The organism is Streptomyces sp. C1-1 (genome assembly GCF_050214755.1).
In the GTDB taxonomy this organism is placed as follows: domain Bacteria; phylum Actinomycetota; class Actinomycetes; order Streptomycetales; family Streptomycetaceae; genus Streptomyces.
Genome location: NZ_CP189827.1, coordinates 350,281 through 371,520 on the forward strand (window position 1 = coordinate 350,281; position 21,240 = coordinate 371,520).

Here is a 21,240-nt window from a genome sequence, read left to right on the forward strand (position 1 = left end):
GGCGGCCGGCACGGGTGCGGCCGGCGGCCGCTGGGGCCGTGGCAGGTGCCGGGCGGGACGGGGCGCCGGTGGCGGGGGGTCATGGTCGGGGCTTCTCCTCACGTCGGTGCGCCGGCGGCGGTCGCTGCGGGCGCGCAGGCCATCGCGGCCGGCGGCTCGTCGGCGAGCACGCCCAGCGCGTCGGACACGGTCGCGGCACCGCCCGCCAGGTGGGGCAGTTCGCGCAGCAGGCGGGCGCACTGGCCGAGCAGGCGGGCCGCGTCGGCGTCGGCGAGGCGGGCGCGGTCGTGGACGGCACTCAGGTGCAGGCCGTCGTCGGCGTCCCGGCGGGCCTGCAGGGTGACGGGGAAGACGGTGGGGGTGCCGGCCGGGCGGGGTGCATCGACGCTGATGCCCTGGGCGGCGAGCGCGGAGCGCAAGGTGGCGGAGCCGCGCCGTCGGTGTTCGAAGACGACGAGGCTGTCGATGAGTTCGTCGCCCGGCGGGCGTCCGCTCCAGGCGCCGATCTGCTCCAGGGACACCCATTCGTAGGCGGCCATCTCCAGTGCCTGGTCGCGCAGGTCGGCCAGCAGCCGGGCCAGGGGCGCGCCGGGGTCGACGCGGACGGTCAGGGGCAGGGAGTTGGCCAGCAGGCCGGGCAGCCGCTGGACGAAGTCCAGGGCGACGCCGCGGCCCAGGACGCTGACGCCGAAGCCGACCAGGGCGGGGCCGATGGTGGCGCCCGCCCGGTACAGCAGCAGTGCCCACACCGCCTGCAGCGCGCCGGCCTCGGTGGCGGCGTGGGAGGCCGCCCAGGTGCGCAGCCGGGCGGCCGCCGCGGCGTCGAGCCGGGTCTGGGCGCGGCCGTATCCGGTCGTGCGGGTGGCCGGGCCGGGGATGCCGGGCCGTGTCAGGGCAGCAGTGTCGGGGGCGGCGGCGGACCAGAAGTCGCGGGCGGGCGCGGTGTCCTGGCCGGCGAGCCAGCGGGCGTAGTCGCGGCAGTCGGGGCGCCGTTCGCCGCCGGGCAGGCGGCCCCCGGCGAGGTAGGCGCGGTAGAACTCCTCCAGCAGGACGGCCACGCTGAAGTCGTCCAGGGCGAGGGTGTGGAAGGTGAGCAGGATCCGCACCGACGGCGGGCTGCCGCCGTGGGGGGCGGCTTCGTCGACGAGGTGCAGCCGCAGCAGGCCCGGGCAGCGCAGGTCGAAGCCGCGCAGCCGGTCACGTTCCATGAGGTGGTCGAAGTCGACGGAGCCGGCCGGGTGGCGCACGACCTCGGCGCGGACGTGCTCGTGCAGGACCAGGCGGGGCCCGCTGCCGGTGTCGAAGGCGGCGCGCAGGATGCTCTCGTGGGCGAACACCGACTGCCAGGCCGCGGTGAACCGGCCGGTGTCCAGCGGGCCGCGCCAGCGCCAGTGCAGCTGCTGCACCCAGCGGCCGGTGGCGCGGTGGGCGAGCGCGTGCGGGAGCAGGGCGCGCTGCTGGGGGGTGACCGGCACGCTCGCCGCGGCCCACCGGCTCTCCTCCGGCAGCGTGGGGGCGGTGTCGGGGTCGGGCGGGGTGAGGGCCGCCAGTGCGGGGTGGTCGGTCCGGCCGTCGGGCAGCAGGGGGATGTGCGGCACCCGGTGCAGGCGGGCCGGGACCAGGTGGGAGGGCAGCCGGGCCCGCAGGGCGGCCCGCAGTTCGGCGGGCGGGGTGCGCGTCACCACGTGCGCGACGATCCGCAGGCCGCCCAGGGCGTGCCGGGCGGCGTGGACGGCGGCGTCCCGCACACCGGGCAGCGACACGAGGGCGGCACGCACCTCACCGAGTTCGGCCCGGTCGCTCATGAGAACAACTCCCCTGTGGTCGGCGGCAGACGGGACGGGCCCGGCCTGCTGTCGCCCATGCGCCGCCTGGAGCCTGACGCACCGCTGACGGCCACCGCCGGGTTCGGTCTCGCCACGGTCCATCACACGGGGCGGGAGTCGAATGCGGCTGTGGCCGCGCTGGTGGGCCGCTGGGGCCGCCCGGTTGTGGGGGGCGGAAAAGGCCGGTGTCAGGCCGCGGGTGCACGGTGTGCGGGCGAGCGGGGCCCAGGGGGCTCACGACCGTTCTTCGACCCGTGGTCCAGCGGGGCACTCGAAGATGCCGCCAGGTGGGGAGGTGAGGGCACCTCCCGCTCGGCGTGAGGAGTGCGTATGCGCAAGGTCGTTTCCCGTGACGGCACCACGATCGCCTACGAGAAGGCGGGGGACGGTCCGCCGATCGTGCTCCTGAACGGCTCGTTTCGCGACCACACCATCTTCGACGCGCTCGTGCCCGAACTGACGCCGCACTGCACCACCTACGTCTACGACCGCCGCGGACGCGGCGAGAGCGGGGACGCGCCGCAGTACGCGGTCGCCCGCGAGATCGAGGATCTTCAGGCGGTGATCGAGGAGGCCGGCGGGTCGGCGGTGGTGTTCGCCGGATCCTCGGGCGCCAACCTCGCCATCGAGGCGGCCCTGGCGGGCGCCCCCATCACCAAGCTGGCGCTGCACGAGCCGTTCTACCGCACCGAGGGCTTTCCCAAGCCCCCGTGGAACGTCGCCAAGACGCTGCGGGTGCTGATGTCCGAGGACCGGCGTCAGGAGGCGGTCGAGTACTACCTGGGCAGCTTCCTGGGACTGACCCCGGACACGGTCGCGCAGTGGCGCCAGGGGCCGATCTGGGCGGTGAACGAGGCCAACGCCCACACCCTCGCCTACGACGTGGCGATCTGCGGCGACTGCAGCGTCCCGGCCGACCGGCTCGCCGGCTACCGGACCCCGACGCTGGTCCTCAACAGCAGCGGCACCAGCGAATGGCTGCGGGCGGCGGCCCGGGCGACCGCGGCGGCCCTGCCCGAGGGCCGGTCGCTGGAACTGCCCGGTTCCTGGCACCGGATCGACATGGACGTACTGGGCCGGACCCTGGCCGAGTTCGCCACCGCCTGACACCTCTCTCGTCCGGCACGTCACCTCACGTTCAGGAGGGCATCACCGTGACCACGGCTCACACCCTGGCCGCCGCACCCCCGGCGGCACCCGCCGCGCCTGCCGCCACCCGCGAGCGCGGCGCCACCGTGTGGCTGACCGGGCTGCCGAGCGCGGGAAAGACCACCCTGGCTCGCGCGGTGGCCGAGCAGCTGGCCGCCACCGGCCGGCGCACCGAGGTCCTCGACGGGGACGAGATCCGCCGGTTCCTGTCCCAGGAGCTGGGCTTCACCCGGGCGGACCGGCACACCAACGTGACCCGGATCGGCTTTCTGGCGCAGCTGCTCGCCCGTCACGGCGTGCTGGTACTGGCCCCGGTCATCGCCCCCTACGCCGCCTCCCGCGCCGCCGTCCGCGACCGGCATGCCGCGGCCGGCACGCCCTACCTGGAGGTGCACGTGGCGACCGCGGTGCAGGTGTGCTGCGAGCGGGACGTCAAGGGCCTGTACGCCCGGCAGGCGGCGGGCGAGCTGACCGGGCTCACCGGGATCGACGCCCCCTACGAGGAGCCGGACGCCCCGGAGTTGCGGATCCGCACGGAGGGCAGGTCGGTGGCGGAGACGGCCGCCGAGTTGCACGCCTTCCTGGTCGAGAGGGGGCTGGCATGACGGTCTTGACGCACGGGCGGGCGGGGCTGGTCCGGGACGCCACGACGGTGTCGCACCTGGACGGCCTGGAGTCGGAGGCGGTGCACATCTTCCGTGAGGTGGCGGGCGAGTTCGAGCGGCCGGTGATCCTGTTCTCCGGCGGCAAGGACTCCATCGTCATGCTGCACCTGGCGCTGAAGGCCTTCGCCCCCGCGGCCGTGCCGTTCCCGCTGCTGCACGTGGACACCGGGCACAACTTCCCCGAGGTCCTCGACTACCGCGACCGGGCGGTCGCCGCACACGGGCTGCGCCTCCATGTGGCCTCCGTGCAGGACTACATCGACCGCGGGGTGCTGCGCGAACGTCCCGACGGCACCCGCAACCCGCTGCAGACCCTGCCGCTGACCGAGAAGATCCAGGCCGAAAGGTTCGACGCCGTGTTCGGCGGCGGACGGCGGGACGAGGAGAAGGCCCGCGCCAAGGAACGGGTGTTCAGCTTGCGCGACGAGTTCTCGCAGTGGGACCCGCGCCGGCAGCGGCCCGAGCTGTGGAACCTCTACAACGGCCGCCACTCCCCCGGCGAGCACGTCCGCGTCTTCCCCCTGTCCAACTGGACCGAGCTGGACGTGTGGCAGTACATCGCCCGCGAAGCCATCGACCTGCCGCGGATCTACTACGCCCACGAACGCGAGGTCTTCCAGCGCGCCGGGATGTGGCTGACGGCCGGTGAGTGGGGCGGGCCCAGGGACGGCGAGCGCGTGGAGAAGCGGCGGGTGCGCTACCGCACGGTCGGTGACATGTCCTGCACCGGCGCGGTCGACTCCGACGCCGACACCATCGCCAAGGTGATCACCGAGATCGCCGCCTCCCGGCTGACCGAGCGCGGCGCGACGCGTGCCGACGACAAGCTCTCCGAGGCCGCGATGGAAGACCGCAAGCGCGAGGGGTACTTCTAGCCATGACGACCGCCGTGAAAGCCGCCCCGAGCGCACAACTGCTGCGGTTCGCCACCGCCGGGTCCGTCGACGACGGCAAGTCCACCCTCGTGGGACGGCTGCTGCACGACTCCAAGTCGGTGCTGGCCGACCAGCTGGAGGCCGTCGAGCGTGCCTCCGCGAGCCGCGGCCAGGAAGGTCCCGACCTCGCGCTGCTCACCGACGGGCTGCGGGCCGAGCGCGAGCAGGGCATCACCATCGACGTCGCCTACCGCTACTTCGCCACGCCGAGACGGCGGTTCATCCTCGCCGACACCCCCGGCCACGTGCAGTACACCCGCAACATGGTCACCGGTGCCTCCACCGCCGAGCTGACGGTGATCCTGGTCGACGCCCGCAACGGCGTCGTCGAGCAGACCCGCCGCCACGCCGCGATCGCCGCCCTGCTGCGCGTCCCGCACGTCGTCCTCGCCGTCAACAAGATGGACCTGGTCGGCTACCGGGAGTCCGTCTTCGCGGCGATCGCCGAGGAGTTCACCGCCTACGCCCTCGCCCTGGGCGTGCCGGAGGTCACCGCGATCCCGATCTCCGCGCTGGCCGGTGACAACGTGGTGGAGCCGTCGGCAACGATGGACTGGTACGCGGGCCCGACCGTGCTGGAGCACCTGGAGACCGTGCCGGCCGCGCACGAGCCCGGCCGCTGCCCCGCGCGCCTTCCGGTGCAGTACGTGATCCGGCCGCAGAGCGCCGAGCACCCCGACTACCGCGGCTACGCCGGGCAGATCGCCGTCGGAGCCTTCCGCGTCGGGGAGGCGGTGACGGTACTGCCCTCCGGGCGGGCGACCCGTATCGCGGGCATCGACCTGCTGGGTGAGCGGGTCGAGGCGGCCTCGGCGCCGCTGTCGGTGACGCTGCTGCTGGAGGACGACATCGACGTCTCGCGCGGCGATCTGATCGTGCCCAGCGGGCATGCCCCGCAGGGCAGCCGGGACTTCGAGGCGACCGTCTGCCATGTCGCCGACGCCCCGCTGACCGTGGGCCGGCGGGTGCTGCTCAAGCACGGCACCCGCACCGTGCAGGCGATCGTCAAGGACATCCCCTCCCGGCTCACCCTGGACGACCTGTCCCTGCACCCCGACCCCGGGCAGCTCCTGGCCAACGACATCGGCCGCGTGCGGATCCGCACCGCCGAGCCGCTTCCCCTGGACTCCTACGCCGACTCCCGGCGCACCGGCTCGTTCATCCTGATCGACGCCGACGACGGCACCACCCTCACCGCGGGCATGGCCGGGGAGTCCTTCGCCACCGCGGCATCCGCCGACGGCGCGCCCGGCCCCGGGCAGCGGGACGTCTGAGCACGCTCCCCTTCGAGAGGACGCCTACCGTGTCTGCCACCACCGCCCGGCGCCGCACCCTCGCGGCCCTGGCCACGCTCCCCCTGCTCGCCCTCGCCGCCTGCGGCTACGGCTCCCAGGCCAAGGACGACGACATCGCCAAGGTCGCCGCCGGCGCGAAGAAGATCGACCATCTCGGCTCGGTCAGGATCGGCTACTTCGGCAACCTGACCCACGCCACCGCGCTGGTGGGCCGCCAGCGGGGCCTGTTCCAGAAGGAACTGGGCGCCACGAAGGCCGAGTACGCCGTCTTCAGCGCCGGCCCCTCCGAGATCGAGGCGCTGAACGCCGGATCGATCGACATCGGCTGGATCGGCCCCTCGCCGGCCATCAACGGCTACACCACGTCGGGCGGCAAGAGCCTGAAGATCGTCGGCGGTTCGGCGTCCGGCGGGGTGAAGCTGGTCGTCAACCCGAAGAAGATCGCGTCGCTGAAGGACGTCAAGGGCAAGAAGATCGCCACCCCGCAGCTGGGCAACACCCAGGACGTGGCCTTCCTCAACTGGGCCGCCGGACAGGGCTGGAGGGTCGACCCGCAGAGCGGCAGGGGGGATGTGAGCGTCGTCCGCACCGACAACAAGATCACCCCGGATGCCTACAAGTCCGGTTCCATCGACGGCGCCTGGGTGCCCGAGCCGACCGCTTCGAAGCTGGTCGCCGAGGGCGGCAAGGTCCTGCTGGACGAGGCGGCGCTGTGGCCCGGCAAGAAGTTCGTGATCACCAACATCGTCGTGCGGCAGAGCTTCCTCAAAAAGCACCCGAGGGCTGTCGAGGCCGTGCTGAAGGCGTCGGTCGAGTCCAACACGTGGATCAACGCCGACCCGGACGCGGCGAAGGCCGCGGCGAACAAGCAGCTGGCCGCCGACTCCGGCAAGGCCCTGCCCGCGGACGTCCTGGACCCGGCGTGGTCCTCGATCCGCTTCACCGACGACCCGCTGGCCGCCACCTTGCACACCGAGGCGGAGCACGCGGTCACGGCCGGGCTGCTGAACAGGCCCGACCTGAGGGGCATCTACGACCTCACGCTCCTGAACAAGGTCCTTTCGGCCATGGGCGGGCGCACGGTCGGCGATGCCGGTCTCGGCACCCGCTGACACCGGTTTTCGATCAGATTCCCAGGAGGTGACGACCATGACCACGACCCTCGCCACAGCCGCCTCGGCGGCCTCGGCCGCCGAGGCTCGCGCGGCCACCGAGGCCGCCGGGACGGCCGCGTGCGCCGCCCGTATCGCGCACGTCTCGAAGTCGTTCCCGGGCCCCGCCGCGGGGCAGCTCGTGCTGGACGACATCAGCCTCGACATCGCCCCCGGCGAGTTCGTCACCCTGCTGGGTGCCTCGGGCTGCGGCAAGTCCACCCTGCTGAACCTGGTGGCCGGCCTGGACACACCGAGCGCCGGCACCATCACCACCGACGGCCGGCCGGCGCTGATGTTCCAGGAGCACGCCCTGTTCCCGTGGCTGAGCGCGGGCAAGAACATCGAACTCGCCCTGCGCCTGAGCGGCGTCGACCGCGCCGAGCGCCGGACACGGGCGGAGGAACTGCTGGAACTGGTACGGCTCAAGGGCGCGTACGGCAAGCGGGTGCACGAGCTGTCCGGCGGGATGCGCCAGCGTGTGGCGCTGGCCCGGGCGCTCGCGCAGGACAGCCGGCTGCTGCTGATGGACGAGCCGTTCGCGGCGCTGGACGCCATCACCCGGGACGTGCTGCACGACGAACTGACCCGTATCTGGGCCGAGAGGCAGCTGTCGGTGCTGTTCGTGACGCACAACGTGCGTGAGGCCGTCCGGCTGGCCGAGCGGGTGGTGCTGCTGTCCTCCCGCCCGGGCCGGATCACCCGCCAGTGGCGGGTGGGCATGCCGCAGCCGCGCCGGATCGAGGACATGGCGGTGGCGGAACTGGCCGTGGAGATCACCGAAGAGCTGCGTGGGGAGATCCGCCGCCATGGCCGGCGCTGAGACCGCCGTGGACAGCGCCGGTGACCTGTCCGGGCTGGAGGCGGGCCTGGACGCGCTGGAGACGGTGCCCGCGCCGCGCACGCCGTGGCGGCAGATCCTCAAGGAGAAGATGCTGCCGCCCCTCCTCGCCGTCGCCCTGGTGCTGGGCGGCTGGCAGGGCCTGGTGTCCTTCGGCTTCGTCGACGATCCCACCAAGCTGCCCGCCCCGGCCGCCGTGTGGCGGGTCATGCGGGACGCCTGGCTTAGGGGCGACCTGCTCGGCTACATCTGGACGTCGCTCTCGCGCGGCCTGCTCGGCTTCCTGCTGGCCCTGGCCATCGGCACCCCGCTGGGACTGGTGGTGGCGAGGGCGCGGTGGATACGGGCGGCGATCAGCCCGATCCTGTCCGGCCTGCAGTCGCTGCCGTCGGTGGCGTGGGTGCCGCCCGCGGTGCTGTGGCTGGGTCTGAACAACAAGATGATGTACGCCGTCGTCCTGCTCGGCGCGGTGCCCTCCATCGCCAACGGCCTGGTCTCCGGCGTCGACCAGGTGCCCCCGCTGTTCCTGCGGGCCGGCCGCACCCTGGGCGCGAGCGGCCTGAGGGGCATCTGGCACGTCACGCTGCCGGCCGCGCTGCCCGGTTATGTCGCCGGCCTCAAGCAGGGCTGGGCGTTCTCCTGGCGTTCCCTGATGGCCGCCGAGATCATCGCCTCGTTCCCCGATCTGGGGGTGGGGCTGGGGCAGTTGCTGGAGAACGGCCGCAACGCCAGTGACACGGCGATGGTGTTCGAGGCCATCGTGCTGATCCTGGCCGTCGGTATCGCCATCGACCTGCTGCTGTTCAGCCCGCTGGAACGCTGGGTGCTGCGCAGCCGCGGCCTGCTGTCGAGGGGCTGACGACGGCGCCTCCAGCGGGGCTTGAGCGATGGCCCGCCGCTTCTTGAGAGCGCTCGCCCAAGGTGGCGGATGAAGGGTTGGCCGGCGAAACGGAGACCGACATGCGGGCATGGCACTCATCCGCCTTCAAGGCCCTCGGCCGGAACCTCGGCGAGGGGCTCATGTGGATGGCGATCGGCTGGTACGGAACCTACCTGCCCACTCCCTGGACGCAGTACGTCGGCCCGGCCGGCGAGGCGCCGTGCCTGCCGCCGCTGTCGCAGGAGGAGCTGGCCCGGTTCAACGAGCTGGTCAGCAAGTGGTGAGAACCGGCCGCGGCAGCCGTCGTCCGGAGTCGAGCGAAGAGAAGGAGACCAGGGTGAGGACCACCGGGTCGGCCACTGCCCGCCATCCCGTCCACAAGCGGCGCATCCTGAAGCTGTTCCGCCCCTACCGCAAGAGCCTTGTGTCCGTGGCGTTCCTGGTCGCGGCGTCGTCGCTGGTCTCCCTGATCAACCCGTTTTTGATCCGTGAGATCGTCGACGTGGCGCTGCCGCAGGGCCGGACCGGGCTGCTGTCCCTGCTGGCCCTGGGCATGGTCGCCGTCGCGGTCGCCAACAGCTCGTTCAACGTGTGGCAGACCTATCTGTCGGCCAGGGTCGGCCAGTTGGTCATGCACGATCTGCGCACCGCCGTCTACTCCCATCTGCAGCGGATGTCGCTGGCGTTCTTCACCCGCACCCGCACCGGTGAGGTCCAGTCCCGCATCGCCAACGATGTCGGCGGTATGCAGGTGACCGTGACGACTACCGCGACGGCGCTGGTGTCGGACGTGACGACCGTGCTGGCCACCGTCACCGCCATGGTCCTGCTCGACTGGCGGCTCACCCTGGCGTCGCTGGTCGTGCTGCCGGGCTTCGTGTGGGTCAGCCGCCGCGTCGGCGACGAGCTGCGCGTGCTGACCCGCTCGCGGCAGCGGCAGTTCGCCGACCTGTCCTCCAACGTGCAGGAGTCGCTGTCGGTCAGCGGCATCATCCTGGGCCACACCATGGGCCGTTCGCGTTCGCTCAGCGACGCCTTCGCCGCGCAGTCCCGCAAGCTCACCGACACCGAGGTGCGCGCGAGCACGGCGGGCCTGTGGTACCAGTCGACCATCTGGGTGGTCATGGCGGCCATGCCCGCGGTGATCTACTGGGTGGCCGGGCTGACGGCGAGCGGCGGCCGCATGGCCGTCTCCATCGGCGAACTGGTCGCCTTCGTGACCCTGCAGCAGATCCTGTTCCGGCCCGCGCAGCGGCTGCTGACGATCGGTCTGGACATCCAGAGCTCGCTGGAGCTGTTCGGGCGGATCTTCGAGTACCTCGACCTGCCCGTCGACGTCGCCGAGCCGGAGCGGCCGGTGGTGCCGGCGCAGCTGCGCGGCGAGGTGCGGCTGCACGACGTCTGCTTCCGCTACGCCGGCGCCGAGCGGCCCACCCTGGACGGCATCGAGGTGACGGTGCCCGTCGGGCGCAGCCTGGCGGTGGTGGGGGGAACGGGGTCGGGCAAGACGACGCTGAGCTATCTCATCCCGCGGCTGTACGACGCGACGTCGGGCAGTGTCACGATCGACGGCGTCGACGTGCGCGAGATGTCCTTCGAGACGCTGTCGGCGGCGGTCGGCGTGGTCTCCCAGGAGTCGTACCTCTTTCATGCCTCGGTCGCCGACAACCTGCGCTTCGCCAAGCCCGACGCGACGGATGAGGAACTCGTCGCGGCGGCCCGGGTGGCGCACATCCACGACTATCTGATGTCGCTGCCCGAGGGCTACGACACGGTGGTCGGCGAGCGGGGCTACCGCTTCTCCGGCGGGGAGAAGCAGCGGCTGGCGATCGCCCGCGCGGTCTTGCGGGATCCGCCCGTGCTGGTCCTGGACGAGGCCACCAGCGCCCTGGACACCCAGACCGAGCGGGCCGTGCAGCAGGCCATCGACGCCGCCAGCGCGGGCCGTACCACCATCACGGTCGCGCACCGGCTGTCGACGGTCCGCGGCGCCGACGAGATCATCGTGCTGGAGCGGGGGCGCATCGCCGAGCGCGGCACGCACGAGGAGCTCCTCGCGCTGGGCGGCCGCTATGCCGCGCTGGTGCGCCGGGACACCGAGATGGCAGCCGTCTAGAACCCGCCCGGCCCGCGGGCCGGCGGAGTGGTGAACTCCCCTGATCTGGACGCCACTTCGAGCGGCTTTGCAGGGGGTATTGCCTACTATCCGGCAGATGGAGAATCCCTCTGCCGACATACCCGACTCGCTCCTGTTCAAGCGGCGCACGCTGCTGCGTGGCGGCGCCGTGGCCGGTCTGGCCTCGCTGGTGCCCGCCTACTCCGTCTTCGCCGCGCCACACGATGCGGGCCCCGGCGGGCCCGAGCCGTCGGCGCCGAGGCTGATCCTGACGAAGTTCCAGGACCCGCTGCGCATCCCGCGGGTGCTGCGGCCGGTCGAGCGCGGCGGTCATGACGAGCTGACCGTGCGCCTGCGCACCGCCGATGTGCGGGTGCACTCGCAGATGCCCGCGGTGCGGATGTGGACGTACGAGGGAAGCTACCCCGGGCCGACGATCGAGACGGTCCGCGGCCGCCGGCTGCGCATCGCCTGGGAGAACCAGCTGACGGGCCCCCTGCCGGTCACCGCCGTCGACTTCGGGGCGCCCGGCGGCCCCTCGCCGGACCCGCTGTCCAACTACCCCGGCACCGCGGGCTGCCAGGAGGTGGCCGGGGTGGCCGGCCTGCAGCCGTGGGCCGTGGTGCACCTGCACGGCATGCTGACCGGGGGCGGCAACGACGGCTGGATGGAGAACCTGATCGCCCCCGGCGACGTGCAGTTGTCGGCGTACCCGAACGACCAGAGCGCGACGGCGCTGTGGTACCACGACCACACCCACCACGTGAGCCGCTTCAGCGTGTACGCCGGCCTGGCGGGGCTGTTCGTGTGCCGTGACGAGGAGGAGCAGGCCCTGGACCTGCCCCGGGGCCGCTACGAGGTGCCGCTGGTGCTGAGCGACCGCAACTTCGACCTGGATGCCTCGGGCGCGCTCACCGGACGCCTGGTGCACAAGGTGGAGATGGTCGGCACCAAGCTCATGCGGACCCACGCGGCCCCCTACACCCTGGTCAACGGTGTGATCTGGCCCTACCTCGAGGTCGATCCGCGCTGGTACCGGCTGCGGATCGCCAACACCGCCAACTCCCGCATCTACCGGCTGATGCTGCTGGCCGACGGCCAACCCGTGCCCGGCGCCTTCCAGGTCATCGGCACCGACCAGGGCCTGCTCGATGCGCCGCTGCCGGTGGAGGGGGCGCTCAACCTCTCCCCCGGTGAACGCGCCGACGTCCTGGTCGACTTCGGGGCCCTGCGCGGGCAGTCGGTGAAGCTGGTCAACACCATGGAGGGCGTGCCGCCCGGCGCGTCGAGTGTCCGCAACGACCTGCTGGAGCCCGACGTGATGCAGTTCCGCGTCACCGGCCGCAAGCGAGCCGCCCGGTTCACGCCGCCGGCGGTGCTGTCCTCGACCTTCGAGCGGATGAGTCACCACGACATGCCGCACGACGCCGCGCCCCGGTGGGTGGTGCTGGTCGGCCCGGGCACGGAGAACGTGCCCGAGCTGTGGGAGATGGAGGAGGTGACGGAGGCCGACGCGGCGGGCCTCACCTTCCCCGCCGCCGGGATCGTCCAGGTCAAGGACGCCGACGGCACCCTCACCACGCTGCGGCGCACCGCGATGGCCTACGACGACGGCGGCGCGTTCACCGTGGCCCACGACAGCGTGGAGATCTGGAAGTACCTCAACCTCGCCGCCTCCCCGCACCCCATGCACATCCACCTGGCCCACTTCCAGGTCCTGGCCCGCGACAACTACGACGTGACCGGCTTCGACCGCACCGTGCGCGGGACGGCGAGACCGGTGGCGTATCTGAAGGCGGCCGCACTCGAACCGCACGAGCAGGGCGAGAAGGACGTCATCCGGGTGGGCACGGCGGGCGAGATCCGGCTGGGCCCCAACGGCACCCCGGGCGAACTGGTCACCGTCGCCGTCCGCTTCCCCGTCACCGGCCGCGGCGTGCACCACTGCCACATGCTGGAGCACGAGCAGCACATGGTGCGCCCGCTGGTGGTCCGCCCCGCCGACCACCTCCACGCCGACCACCACCACTGACCCGGCAACGACGAGTGCCCGCGGCGGTGGTCGGCGCGGGCACTCGCAACACAAGAACAAAAAAGACGAGGGGCGGCGGGGCGGTCAGGCGGCCTTGCGGACGATCTCCACCGGGCCGGAGTCCAGCAGGGTGCGCACGGACGCCTCGCCGTCGGCGACGTCCAGGTCCATGTCGTGCAGCAGACCGATGACGTTCCGCACCACCTTCTCCGGCTGCGTCTTCTCGGTGCCCTCCCAGACCAGCTCCGGGAAAACGGTCAGATAGACCTTGTCGTTTCCCTGGCTGTAGATGTTCACTTCCATGACGTCACGGAGAGCCATCCGGGCTTCGTAGATCAGGTTGTTCATGTGCCACCGACTTTCGGTATCCGGTTTTTTTGAGGCTTCCTGGCCACACGTACCGACCTCATGATGGTCAGCGGCCGAAGAGTGCGCAACGAGGTCCGGAGAATAACCCGTTCAACTGCGGGAAATCCGCGCCTGAACGGGGTTGTCAATTGCCGGTGTTTGACAGAAAACGGCCGCGCTGCGGACCATCGGTACAGTTCGCGAATGCCGCAGGCCGCATCCCACGAAAAGCATCCGGAGTGCCATGAAAATCCTGTTCATAACCACGGGCAGTCAGGCCACCTACTATGCCGCTGCCCCGCTGGCGACGGCCGCGCGCAACGCGGGCCACCACGTCATGCTGGCCGCCCACGAGCCGTGGGTGGAGACCGCGGAGGCCATCGGCCTTCCCACCTTCTGCTACACCGTCGACCCGATCCGGCACTTCATGCGGATCAGCAACCCGGGCAAGGGGCTGCGCTTCCCCCGCGAGCTGGGCGACGAGGAGATGTTCGGGCAGGGCCGCGGCTTCGCGCAGATGGGCCTGGCCGGGGTGAAGTCCCTGCTGGAGCTGGCCAAGGACTGGACCCCGGACGTGGTCGTGGGCAGCTCGCAGAGCTACGCCGCGATGCTGCTCGCCGCCCACCTGAAGGTCCCCTACGTGCGCCACGTCGAGTACCTGGGCATTCCGCTCACCGGGATCGACCCCGGCGCCGAGGCGGAGCTGCGGCCGGAGATGGAGCGCCTGGGCGTGGACGGGCTGCTCACGCCCGATCTGCTGCTGGACTCCACCCCGCCGTCGCTGCGCCCCTCCCACGACCCGGCCGCGCAGCCGATGCGCTGGATCCCCAGCAACCCCCAGCGCCGGCTGGAGCGGTGGATGTACACGCGGCCCGAGGGCCGCAAGCGCGTGGTGATCACCTCGGGTTTCCGCAGCCTGATGTTCCGCGACCCGGGCTGGTCCATGCCGCTGCTGGTCAAGGAGCTGGAGAAGCTGGGCGCGGAGGCGCTGATCGCGGCGAACCCCGGGGCCGTGGAGCGGTTCGGCGCCGAGCTGGGCACCGCGCGCGTGGGCTGGATCCCGATGGACGTCACCGCCGCCACCTGTGACCTGGCGGTCCACCACGGCGGGGCGACCACCGCCACCACGCTGATGGCCAACGGCGTGCCGCAGCTGGTGATCCCGGAGAACCCGCCGGAGTTCCCGCCGAACTACCACCGGGAGGCCATCGCCAAGGCCATCACCGACTTCGGTGCCGGCAAGACGCTGTGGCCGCAGGCCCAGGAGCCCGACAAGGCGCCCGGTGAGGTGATCGCCGCGGCGTGCAAGGAGCTGCTGGAGAACCCCAGTTACACCGAGCGGACGCAGTTCGTCGCCAAGGAGATCTCGACGCTGCCCACGCCCGCCGAGATCGTGCCCCGGCTGGAGGCGCTGGTCTGACGGCCGGCACGTCGGCCTCGGCAGCGCAAAATCGCCCCGGAACCGCGGAGAACCTCTCCGTCGGTCCCGGGGCGAGCTGCGTGACGCGCGCCAAAGGCCCCTTGAGTCAGCGGGCGGTGAGGGCCTCGATCTCGCGCAGCACCTCGTCCGGGGTGGGCAGCGTGGCCGCCTGGGCGGCCACGGCGCGGGCCTGCTGGGCGTACCGGGGATCGCCGAGGATCTCCAGGCAGCCCGCCACGACCGCCGCCTGCGGGTCCTGTCTCTGGGGGCGGTGGCGGTCCACCATGACGGCGGCGCCGTAGCCGCTGATGGCCTCGGCGACGGCCTTGCCGTAGCCGTTGTCGGGAACGATCAGCTGGGGCACCCCGGCGTTCAGGAGCGTCATGGCCGTGGTGGCACCGCCGTGGTGGACGGCGAGGTCGCAGGTGGGGGCGACCACGTCCAGCGGGATCCAGCCGATGCGCACCTCACCCAGCTCGGCGGCGTAGCGTTCGGCGGCCTCGGGGAGCGCCGCGATCAGCACCTCCACGCCCGCGCCGGTCAGCTCCTGCACCAGCGGGCGCAGCGAGCCGGCGGAGGTGTCCAGCAGCAGGTTGCGGGTGCCGGCGGTGATCAGGGCGCGGCGGCGGCCTTCGGGGCGGGTGTACATCCACGGCTCGACGCGGCGCTGGCTGACCCGGGGCACCCAGCGCATCGCCCGCGCGGCCGGGGCGCCGGGCGGGCGCAGCGGGGGCGGGCACAGGTCGATGAAGAGGTCGGGTTCCGGCAGCTCGGTCAGGCCCAGGCGCTGAAGCTGGGGGGCCAGTTCGGCCACCGCGGTGGCGTCGCGGCGGGCCATGGGGGCGATGTGCCAGATGTGGCGGACGTAGGGCACCTTCAGCTTCGCGGCGAGCACCCGGGGCACGTGGGACAGGCCGCCGACGACGAGGTCGGGGCTCCACTGCCCGGTCAGTTCCAGCAGCGCGTCGATGCGGCCGGCGGCGGTCAGCGCGTCCTGGCCGTAGCGCATGCGCTCGGGGGTGATGCAGACGGCGGGCAGGCCGACGGACTGGGCGGCCGCCATCAGCGGTTCGTCGGCGGCCAGCAGGATCTCGTGGCCGGCGTTGCGGGCGGCGGCGGCAAGCGGGGCGACGCCGAAGACGGCCGCCTGGCTGCCACCGACGGTGAACAGTATTTTCATGGCTGACGCACTTCTTTCCGTTGCGGGGCGGGAGCGTGCGGTGCGCGGTAGGGGGGTTCAGCCGGCCTGGGCCATCTCCATGACGTACTGGCCGTAGGAGGAGTGGGCCAGGCGGCTGCCGAGCCGGTAGCAGGACTCCCGGTCGATGTAGCCCATGCGCCAGGCGATCTCCTCCAGGCAGGCGATGCGCACACCCTGGCGGTGCTCGAGGACCTGGACGTAGTCGCCGGCCTCCATGAGCGCGTCGTGGGTGCCGGTGTCCAGCCAGACGAAGCCGCGCCCCAGGGGGATCAGGCGGGCCTGGCCGCGCTCGAGGTAGACGCGGTTGAGGTCGGTGATCTCCAGCTCGCCGCGTTCGGAGGGCCGCAGCCGGCGGGCGATGTCGACGACCTGGTTGTCGTACAGGTACAGCCCGGTGATGGCCAGGTTGGTGGCGGGGTTCGCGGGCTTCTCCTCCAGGGCGACGAGCCGGCCCTGCTCGTCCAGGGTGCCCACGCCGTAGCGCTCGGGGTCGCGGACCTGGTAGCCGAACAGGACGCAGCCCTCGATGTCCTGCGCGGCCCGCTGGAGCATGGGCCCGAACTCGTAGCCGTGGAAGATGTTGTCGCCCAGCACCAGGGCGACGGAGTCGTCGCCGATGTGGTCGGCGGAGACCAGGAACGCATCCGCCAGCCCGCGGGGCTTGTCTTGCTCGGCGTAGGTCAGGGTGATGCCCAGCCAGGAGCCGTCGCCCAGCAGCCGCCGGAACATCTCCGCATCCCCGGGCGTGGTGATGATCTCTATTTCGGTGATCCCCGCCAGCATGAGCGCCGAAAGCGGGTAGTAAATCATCGGCTTGTCGTAGACCGGGAGCATTTGCTTGGAGACCCCGAGAGTGATCGGATGGAGCCTCGTGCCATTGCCGCCGGCCAGGATGATGCCCTTCACCGTGGCGCCTCCTCAGTAACTTCGTGCCTATTCAGGCGGTGACCGCACTTTATCGGCGTCGGCCACCCGGCCGAAAGGTTCCCCGGCGTCCACCGCAATCGAATTGCTTGCCTGTTGACAGGCCCGGGTGTGCTTACTCAGGCTGACGGCATACCGGTTCAGGCATGCGCTTTTACTGTCATCGTTTAGGTGGACCTGTGGAAAACGAAGATCTGACGCCCGATCTCGAATCCGAGCAGAGCGCCGGTATCGGCATCATCGGATGCGCCGACATCGCCACCCGCCGGGCCCTGCCCGCGATCCGCCGCTCGCCGTTCCATCTGGTCGCGGTCGCCAGCCGCTCCGGGCAGAAGGCTCACGAGGTGGCGGCCGGCGCCGGCTGCGCGGCCGTGGAGGGTTACGAGCGGCTGCTGGAGGTGCCCGGCATCGACGCGGTCTACGTCCCGCTGCCCAACAGCGAGCACGCCACGTGGGCGCGGCGGGCGCTGGAGGCGGGAAAGCACGTCCTGATCGAGAAGCCCGCCGTGCCCGCCCAGGAGACGGCCCGGGACCTCGTCGCGCTCGCCGAGGAGCGCGGCCTGGCCCTGATGGAGAACTTCGCGTTCCTGCGCCACCCCCAGCACGAGCAGGCGCAGGCGCTGCTGGCCGGCGGGGCGATCGGGCAACTGCGCTCCTACCACGGCACGTTCGGTATTCCGCCGACCGATCCGCGCGGCATCAAGTACCAGGCGGACCTGGGCGGCGGGGCGCTGTGGGAGGTGGGCTGCTACCCGGTGCGCGCAGCCCAGGCCTACCTGGGGGCGTCGGCGCGGGTGCTGGGCGCGGCCTTGAGGTGGGATGCGCAGCTGGGGGTGGATGTGTCCGGGGCGGCGCTGCTGGGCGACGACGACGGGGTCACCGCGCACTGCTCCTTCGGGCTGTCCCACGGCTACCGGTCGGCCTATGAGCTGTGGGGCAGCGAAGGGCGGCTGGTGCTGGAGTGGGCGTTCACGCCCTCGGCGGGCGCCCGCCCGGTGCTGCGCCTGGAGCAGAAGGACCGCGAGACACGGATCCGGGCCTCGGCCTCGGATCAGTTCCTCGGGGTGTTCACCACGTTCCACAAGGCCGTACGCAACCCGGCGGCGCGGGCGGAGCACCACCGCGACCTGGTGCGCCAGGCGGGGCTGATGGCCGGCATCCGCGCGCACGCCCTCGACGGACAGGGCCTGGTGGGCGCCGCCCGGTGAGCCCCGACGGGGCGCACCGCAAAAGCAGGAAGACGGCGGGCGGCATCCCGGGGATGCCGCCCGCCGTCTGCCACTCCCCCGCCGGCCCTAACGTGCGGGGGTGAGCGGGCGCGGCGGGCACTGGGCGTAGGTGGGCAGCAGGCCGGCCGCTGCCGCCTGGGCCAGAGTGGGCGCCGCGGCGTCCTTGTCCGAGCGGATCGGCGGCTCCTTCAGATCCCACGGCAGGGCGAGGTCCGGGTCGAGCGCGTCGACGTCGATCATCGTGCCCGGCACGTACTCCTGCGAGCACAGGTAACTCATGCAGGTGTCGTCGCTCAGGGCGAGGAAGGCGTGCCCGACCCCGTCGGGCAGGTACACGGCCGTCCTGGTCTCCGGGCTTTGCAGGGTGACGTCGTAGTGGCCGAAGGTCGGCGAGCCGACGCGCAGGTCGACGGCGATGTCGAGGGCGCTGCCGCGCACGCAGGTGACGAACTTGTCCTGGCCGGGCGGCACCGTGGTGCCGTGGATGCCCCGCAGGGTGTTGCGCCGCGACACCGAGTAGTTGACCTGACGGACCGTGAACTGCCAGCCGCTGGCGGCCAGCAGCTCGCTGGCCCGCACGGACTCGAAGAAGTGGCCCCGGCGGTCTTCCAGCGCCTCGGGCTGCAGGCGGTACGCGCCGGGGACCGTCATTTCCGTTATCAGCACCGTAACTCTCCTCGCCGAACTCAACCGGTGGCGGCCGCGGCGCCGGCCGCCCGGGCGATCCGCTGCCGCATGGACGCGGTGTCGTTGGTGCGCGGGAAGGCCTCGCGCGGCACGTCGACACCGAGGAAGGCGCACAGCGGCTCCCAGCCCTGCTGCACGTCGTAGACGAGGACGTTGTCCGCGCCCAGGGCCCGCACCACGTCCTCGTTGTGCCGGTGGTAGACGTCGATGGCGTGGTCCTTGTCGGCGAACCGGCCGCCGAACAGCCCGTCCCAGACCATGGCGCGGGTGATGCGCAGCAGCCGGGCCTGCGCACTGCCGGGCTCCGGCAAACTGGCCATGCTGCGCAGCGCGAACTGGTAGAGGGTGTCGTGGGTGCTGCGGTACCAGCCCTCGGCGTCGCGCACCGTGAGGATCACCTTGGCGTCGGGGAAGGCCTGGCTGAGCTGGCGGTAGTACAGGGCGCAGGGGCCGTCCACCGCGGCCCGGTAGCCGGCGAGCAGGGCCGTCCAGTCGGGGTGTTCGCCGTCGCAGACGACCTTCTCCCACTGCCGCAGCCGTTCGCCGTCGCCGACGATGTCGAACATGTGGAAGGACGGGCCGTGACCGAGCCGGTCCAGGGCCGCCTTCAGCGAGGTCGTGCCGGTCCTGCCCAGACCGGCGTTGATGAGCGTGAGCACGATGGCTGTCCCTTCTCAGCGCCAGGCCGCGTCTTCCTGGCGGGTGGCGACGTTGACCCGGTTCCACAGGTTGACCAGGCCGATGTGCATGACCAGGGCGCCGAGTTGCTCGTCGGTGTAGTACCGGGCGGACTTCTCCCAGACCTCGTCCGAGGCCATGTCCTGCGGGTCGCTCATCAGCGTGACAGCCTCCGCCATCTCCAGGGCGTGCCGCTCGGCCTCGTCGAAGCAGGACTCGGTGCGCCAGCCGGCCACCCGCGGCAGCCGTGCGTCCCAGGCGCCCGTCTGCTCCTCGGGGAAGGTGTAGACGCGGCCGTTGATCTCGCTGACGCGCAGCCGGACGAGATCGAGGGTGGTCTTGGGCACGCCCGTCTTGCCGATGACCTCGGTCAGGTCGAGCAGGGGCTGCAGGGCGCCGGGAACGACCAGGGAGGGGTTGTCCATCCGTGCAGTCATCGGGATTCCTTCGTGGATACGCCGGCCTTCAGGCCGGGGAGGAAGCGAAGCTCCTGCGGAGCAGGGCAGGGAAAGGTGAATCGCCTCCAGGGCGATTCGGCGTCTGCGGCCACCGGCCGACACCCGCGGCCCACACGGGACCTGATAGAACGTGGGGCATGACGCAGCAGGTCAAGCGGGCTTTCAAGTACCGCTTCAACCCAACCGATGAGCAGGCAGAGCAGCTGTCGCGCACGTTCGGCTGCGTCCGTCTCGTCTACAACAAGGCACTCGAAGAACGCACCGCCGCCTGGTACGGCGAGCAGCGCCGCATCTCCTACGTCCAGTCGTCCGCCGCGCTCACACAGTGGAAGAAGACCGAGGAACTCGCCTTTCTGACGCAGGTATCGTCGGTTCCGCTTCAGCAGGCGCTGCGGCATCTTCACACCGCGTTCGGGAACTTCTTCGCCAAGCGGGCGCGATACCCGCGCTTCAAGTCCCGGAAGAAATCCCGGGCTTCGGCCGAGTACACCCGCTCCGGCTTCACGTGGCGTGCCGGACGTCTGACGTTGGCGAAGATGGCTGAGCCGCTGGACATCAGCTGGTCTCGCCCCCTGCCCCAGGGCACGGAGCCGACCACGGCCACGGTGTCCCGCGATGCGGCGGGACGCTGGTTCGTGTCCCTGCTGTGCGAGGACACCGTCACCCCGGCCGCCCCCACGGCGAACGCGGTCGGCCTGGACGCCGGGATCACCTGCCTCGTCACCCTGTCCACCGGGGAAAAGATCACCAACCCGAAGCACGAACGCCGTGACCGTGCTCGTCTCGCCCGCGCGCAGCGTGAGTTGTCGCGGAAGACGAAAGGCTCCGCGAACGGAGAGAAGGCGCGCCGGAAGGTGGCCCGCGTCCACGCGCGGATCGCCGACCGGCGCCGCGACTTCCTGCACAAGCTGTCGACTCGGCTCGTCCGTGAGAACCAAACGGTCGTGATCGAGGACCTCACCGTCCGCACCATGGTCAAGAACCACACGCTGGCGCGCGCCATTTCGGATGCGTCGTGGCGTGAGTTGCGGATGATGCTGGAGTACAAGTGCGCCTGGTACGGGCGTGAACTCGTCGTGATCGACCGCTGGTTCCCCAGCTCGAAGCTGTGCGGGACCTGCGGCACGGTCACGGCGAAGATGCCGCTCAACGTCCGCGCGTGGAGGTGCGACTGCGGCGCCGTGCATGACCGCGACGTGAACGCGGCACGCAACATCCTGGCCGCCGGGCTGGCGGTCTCTGCCTGTGGAGACGGTGTAAGACCTCAACGGGAGTCCTCCCGGACGGGGCAGTCGTCGATGAAGCAGGAACCCTCACCCGCGAGGGTGGGAATCCCCCGCCATTAGGCGGGGAGGAAGTCAACGGGTCTTCTCCTGTGGGGTGTTCGGGGGAACAGGTCGGATGC

20 protein-coding genes are annotated in these 21,240 nt (G+C 71.6%); 13 read left to right on the forward strand and 7 right to left on the reverse strand.

Going from position 1 to position 21,240, the window contains the following annotated elements; genetic code table 11:
- Nucleotides 1-98 precede the first annotated feature (98 nt).
- Nucleotides 99-1,805, reverse strand: coding sequence for a condensation domain-containing protein (locus ACQF4J_RS47955; RefSeq protein ID WP_351805362.1), 1,707 nt, complete (start codon nucleotides 1,803-1,805; stop codon nucleotides 99-101).
- Between the two features lie 351 nt (nucleotides 1,806-2,156).
- Between ACQF4J_RS47955 and ACQF4J_RS47960 the strand changes: the two genes are divergently transcribed.
- From ACQF4J_RS47960 to ACQF4J_RS48005, 10 genes are all read left to right on the forward strand, one after another.
- Nucleotides 2,157-2,933, forward strand: a complete 777-nt coding sequence (locus ACQF4J_RS47960; RefSeq protein ID WP_427168960.1) for an alpha/beta hydrolase — start codon at nucleotides 2,157-2,159, stop codon at nucleotides 2,931-2,933.
- 65 nt (nucleotides 2,934-2,998) lie between these two features.
- Nucleotides 2,999-3,580 carry an adenylyl-sulfate kinase gene (gene cysC / locus ACQF4J_RS47965; RefSeq protein WP_351584721.1) on the forward strand — a complete coding sequence of 194 codons (582 nt, stop codon included), beginning with the start codon at nucleotides 2,999-3,001 and terminating at the stop codon, nucleotides 3,578-3,580.
- Nucleotides 3,577-4,515, forward strand: coding sequence for a sulfate adenylyltransferase subunit CysD (cysD, locus tag ACQF4J_RS47970; RefSeq protein WP_427168962.1), 939 nt, complete (start codon nucleotides 3,577-3,579; stop codon nucleotides 4,513-4,515). The genes cysC and cysD overlap by 4 nt, the downstream gene beginning before the upstream one ends.
- 2 nt (nucleotides 4,516-4,517) lie before the next feature.
- On the forward strand, nucleotides 4,518-5,849 hold the full coding sequence (locus ACQF4J_RS47975) for a sulfate adenylyltransferase subunit 1 (RefSeq protein ID WP_351805358.1): 1,332 nt from the start codon (nucleotides 4,518-4,520) through the stop codon (nucleotides 5,847-5,849).
- Between the two features lie 29 nt (nucleotides 5,850-5,878).
- Nucleotides 5,879-6,982, forward strand: a complete 1,104-nt coding sequence (locus tag ACQF4J_RS47980; protein ID WP_351805356.1) for an aliphatic sulfonate ABC transporter substrate-binding protein — start codon at nucleotides 5,879-5,881, stop codon at nucleotides 6,980-6,982.
- 37 nt (nucleotides 6,983-7,019) lie between these two features.
- Complete coding sequence (locus ACQF4J_RS47985) at nucleotides 7,020-7,844, forward strand: ABC transporter ATP-binding protein (RefSeq protein ID WP_351805354.1); 825 nt, start codon at nucleotides 7,020-7,022, stop codon at nucleotides 7,842-7,844.
- Entirely contained in the window at nucleotides 7,831-8,721 is an 891-nt protein-coding gene (locus ACQF4J_RS47990; protein WP_427168965.1) for an ABC transporter permease, read from the forward strand. Before ACQF4J_RS47985 ends, ACQF4J_RS47990 begins: the two co-directional genes overlap by 14 nt.
- Nucleotides 8,722-8,822: 101 nt before the next feature.
- Entirely contained in the window at nucleotides 8,823-9,026 is a 204-nt protein-coding gene (locus ACQF4J_RS47995; protein ID WP_351579598.1) for a hypothetical protein, read from the forward strand.
- Nucleotides 9,027-9,079: 53 nt separating this feature from the next.
- Nucleotides 9,080-10,858, forward strand: a complete 1,779-nt coding sequence (locus tag ACQF4J_RS48000) for an ABC transporter ATP-binding protein (RefSeq protein WP_351579595.1) — start codon at nucleotides 9,080-9,082, stop codon at nucleotides 10,856-10,858.
- A 97-nt stretch (nucleotides 10,859-10,955) separates the two neighbouring features.
- A complete protein-coding gene (locus ACQF4J_RS48005; RefSeq protein WP_427168967.1) occupies nucleotides 10,956-12,890 on the forward strand; it encodes a multicopper oxidase family protein in 1,935 nt (644 codons plus the stop codon).
- An 84-nt stretch (nucleotides 12,891-12,974) separates the two neighbouring features.
- Here ACQF4J_RS48005 and ACQF4J_RS48010 read toward each other — a convergent pair whose 3' ends face one another.
- Nucleotides 12,975-13,211 (reverse strand): hypothetical protein, encoded by a 237-nt coding sequence (locus tag ACQF4J_RS48010; protein WP_249839596.1) that lies wholly within the window; start codon nucleotides 13,209-13,211, stop codon nucleotides 12,975-12,977.
- Between the two features lie 271 nt (nucleotides 13,212-13,482).
- Between ACQF4J_RS48010 and ACQF4J_RS48015 the strand changes: the two genes are divergently transcribed.
- Nucleotides 13,483-14,658: a glycosyltransferase gene (locus ACQF4J_RS48015; RefSeq protein WP_351579588.1), complete on the forward strand. Its 1,176-nt coding sequence runs from the start codon at nucleotides 13,483-13,485 to the stop codon at nucleotides 14,656-14,658.
- A gap of 106 nt (nucleotides 14,659-14,764) precedes the next feature.
- Here the strand turns inward: ACQF4J_RS48015 and ACQF4J_RS48020 are convergent, their stop codons facing one another.
- Together ACQF4J_RS48020 and rfbA are read right to left on the reverse strand one after the other, a co-directional pair.
- On the reverse strand, nucleotides 14,765-15,838 hold the full coding sequence (locus ACQF4J_RS48020; protein WP_427168968.1) for a glycosyltransferase: 1,074 nt from the start codon (nucleotides 15,836-15,838) through the stop codon (nucleotides 14,765-14,767).
- 57 nt (nucleotides 15,839-15,895) lie between these two features.
- Nucleotides 15,896-16,765 carry a glucose-1-phosphate thymidylyltransferase RfbA gene (rfbA, locus tag ACQF4J_RS48025; protein WP_351579582.1) on the reverse strand — a complete coding sequence of 290 codons (870 nt, stop codon included), beginning with the start codon at nucleotides 16,763-16,765 and terminating at the stop codon, nucleotides 15,896-15,898.
- Between the two features lie 197 nt (nucleotides 16,766-16,962).
- On the opposite strand from rfbA, the gene ACQF4J_RS48030 reads away from it, so the two are divergent.
- The gene (locus ACQF4J_RS48030) at nucleotides 16,963-17,991 is read left to right on the forward strand and encodes a Gfo/Idh/MocA family protein (RefSeq protein ID WP_351579579.1); all 1,029 of its coding nucleotides are present in this window, start codon (nucleotides 16,963-16,965) and stop codon (nucleotides 17,989-17,991) included.
- An 87-nt stretch (nucleotides 17,992-18,078) separates the two neighbouring features.
- On the opposite strand, the gene ACQF4J_RS48035 is transcribed toward ACQF4J_RS48030, so the two are convergent.
- The 3 genes from ACQF4J_RS48035 to ACQF4J_RS48045 are packed head-to-tail and all read right to left on the reverse strand — an operon-like array spanning nucleotide 18,079 to nucleotide 19,814.
- Nucleotides 18,079-18,678 (reverse strand): dTDP-4-dehydrorhamnose 3,5-epimerase family protein, encoded by a 600-nt coding sequence (locus ACQF4J_RS48035; protein ID WP_351805344.1) that lies wholly within the window; start codon nucleotides 18,676-18,678, stop codon nucleotides 18,079-18,081.
- A 20-nt stretch (nucleotides 18,679-18,698) separates the two neighbouring features.
- Entirely contained in the window at nucleotides 18,699-19,358 is a 660-nt protein-coding gene (locus tag ACQF4J_RS48040) for a sulfotransferase family protein (RefSeq protein WP_427168969.1), read from the reverse strand.
- A gap of 15 nt (nucleotides 19,359-19,373) precedes the next feature.
- Nucleotides 19,374-19,814 (reverse strand): carboxymuconolactone decarboxylase family protein, encoded by a 441-nt coding sequence (locus tag ACQF4J_RS48045; RefSeq protein WP_351579571.1) that lies wholly within the window; start codon nucleotides 19,812-19,814, stop codon nucleotides 19,374-19,376.
- Between the two features lie 158 nt (nucleotides 19,815-19,972).
- Here ACQF4J_RS48045 and ACQF4J_RS48050 point away from each other — a divergent pair, with 158 nt between their 5' ends.
- Nucleotides 19,973-21,181, forward strand: a complete 1,209-nt coding sequence (locus ACQF4J_RS48050; protein WP_427168970.1) for an RNA-guided endonuclease InsQ/TnpB family protein — start codon at nucleotides 19,973-19,975, stop codon at nucleotides 21,179-21,181.
- The last annotated feature ends 59 nt before the right edge of the window (nucleotides 21,182-21,240 follow it).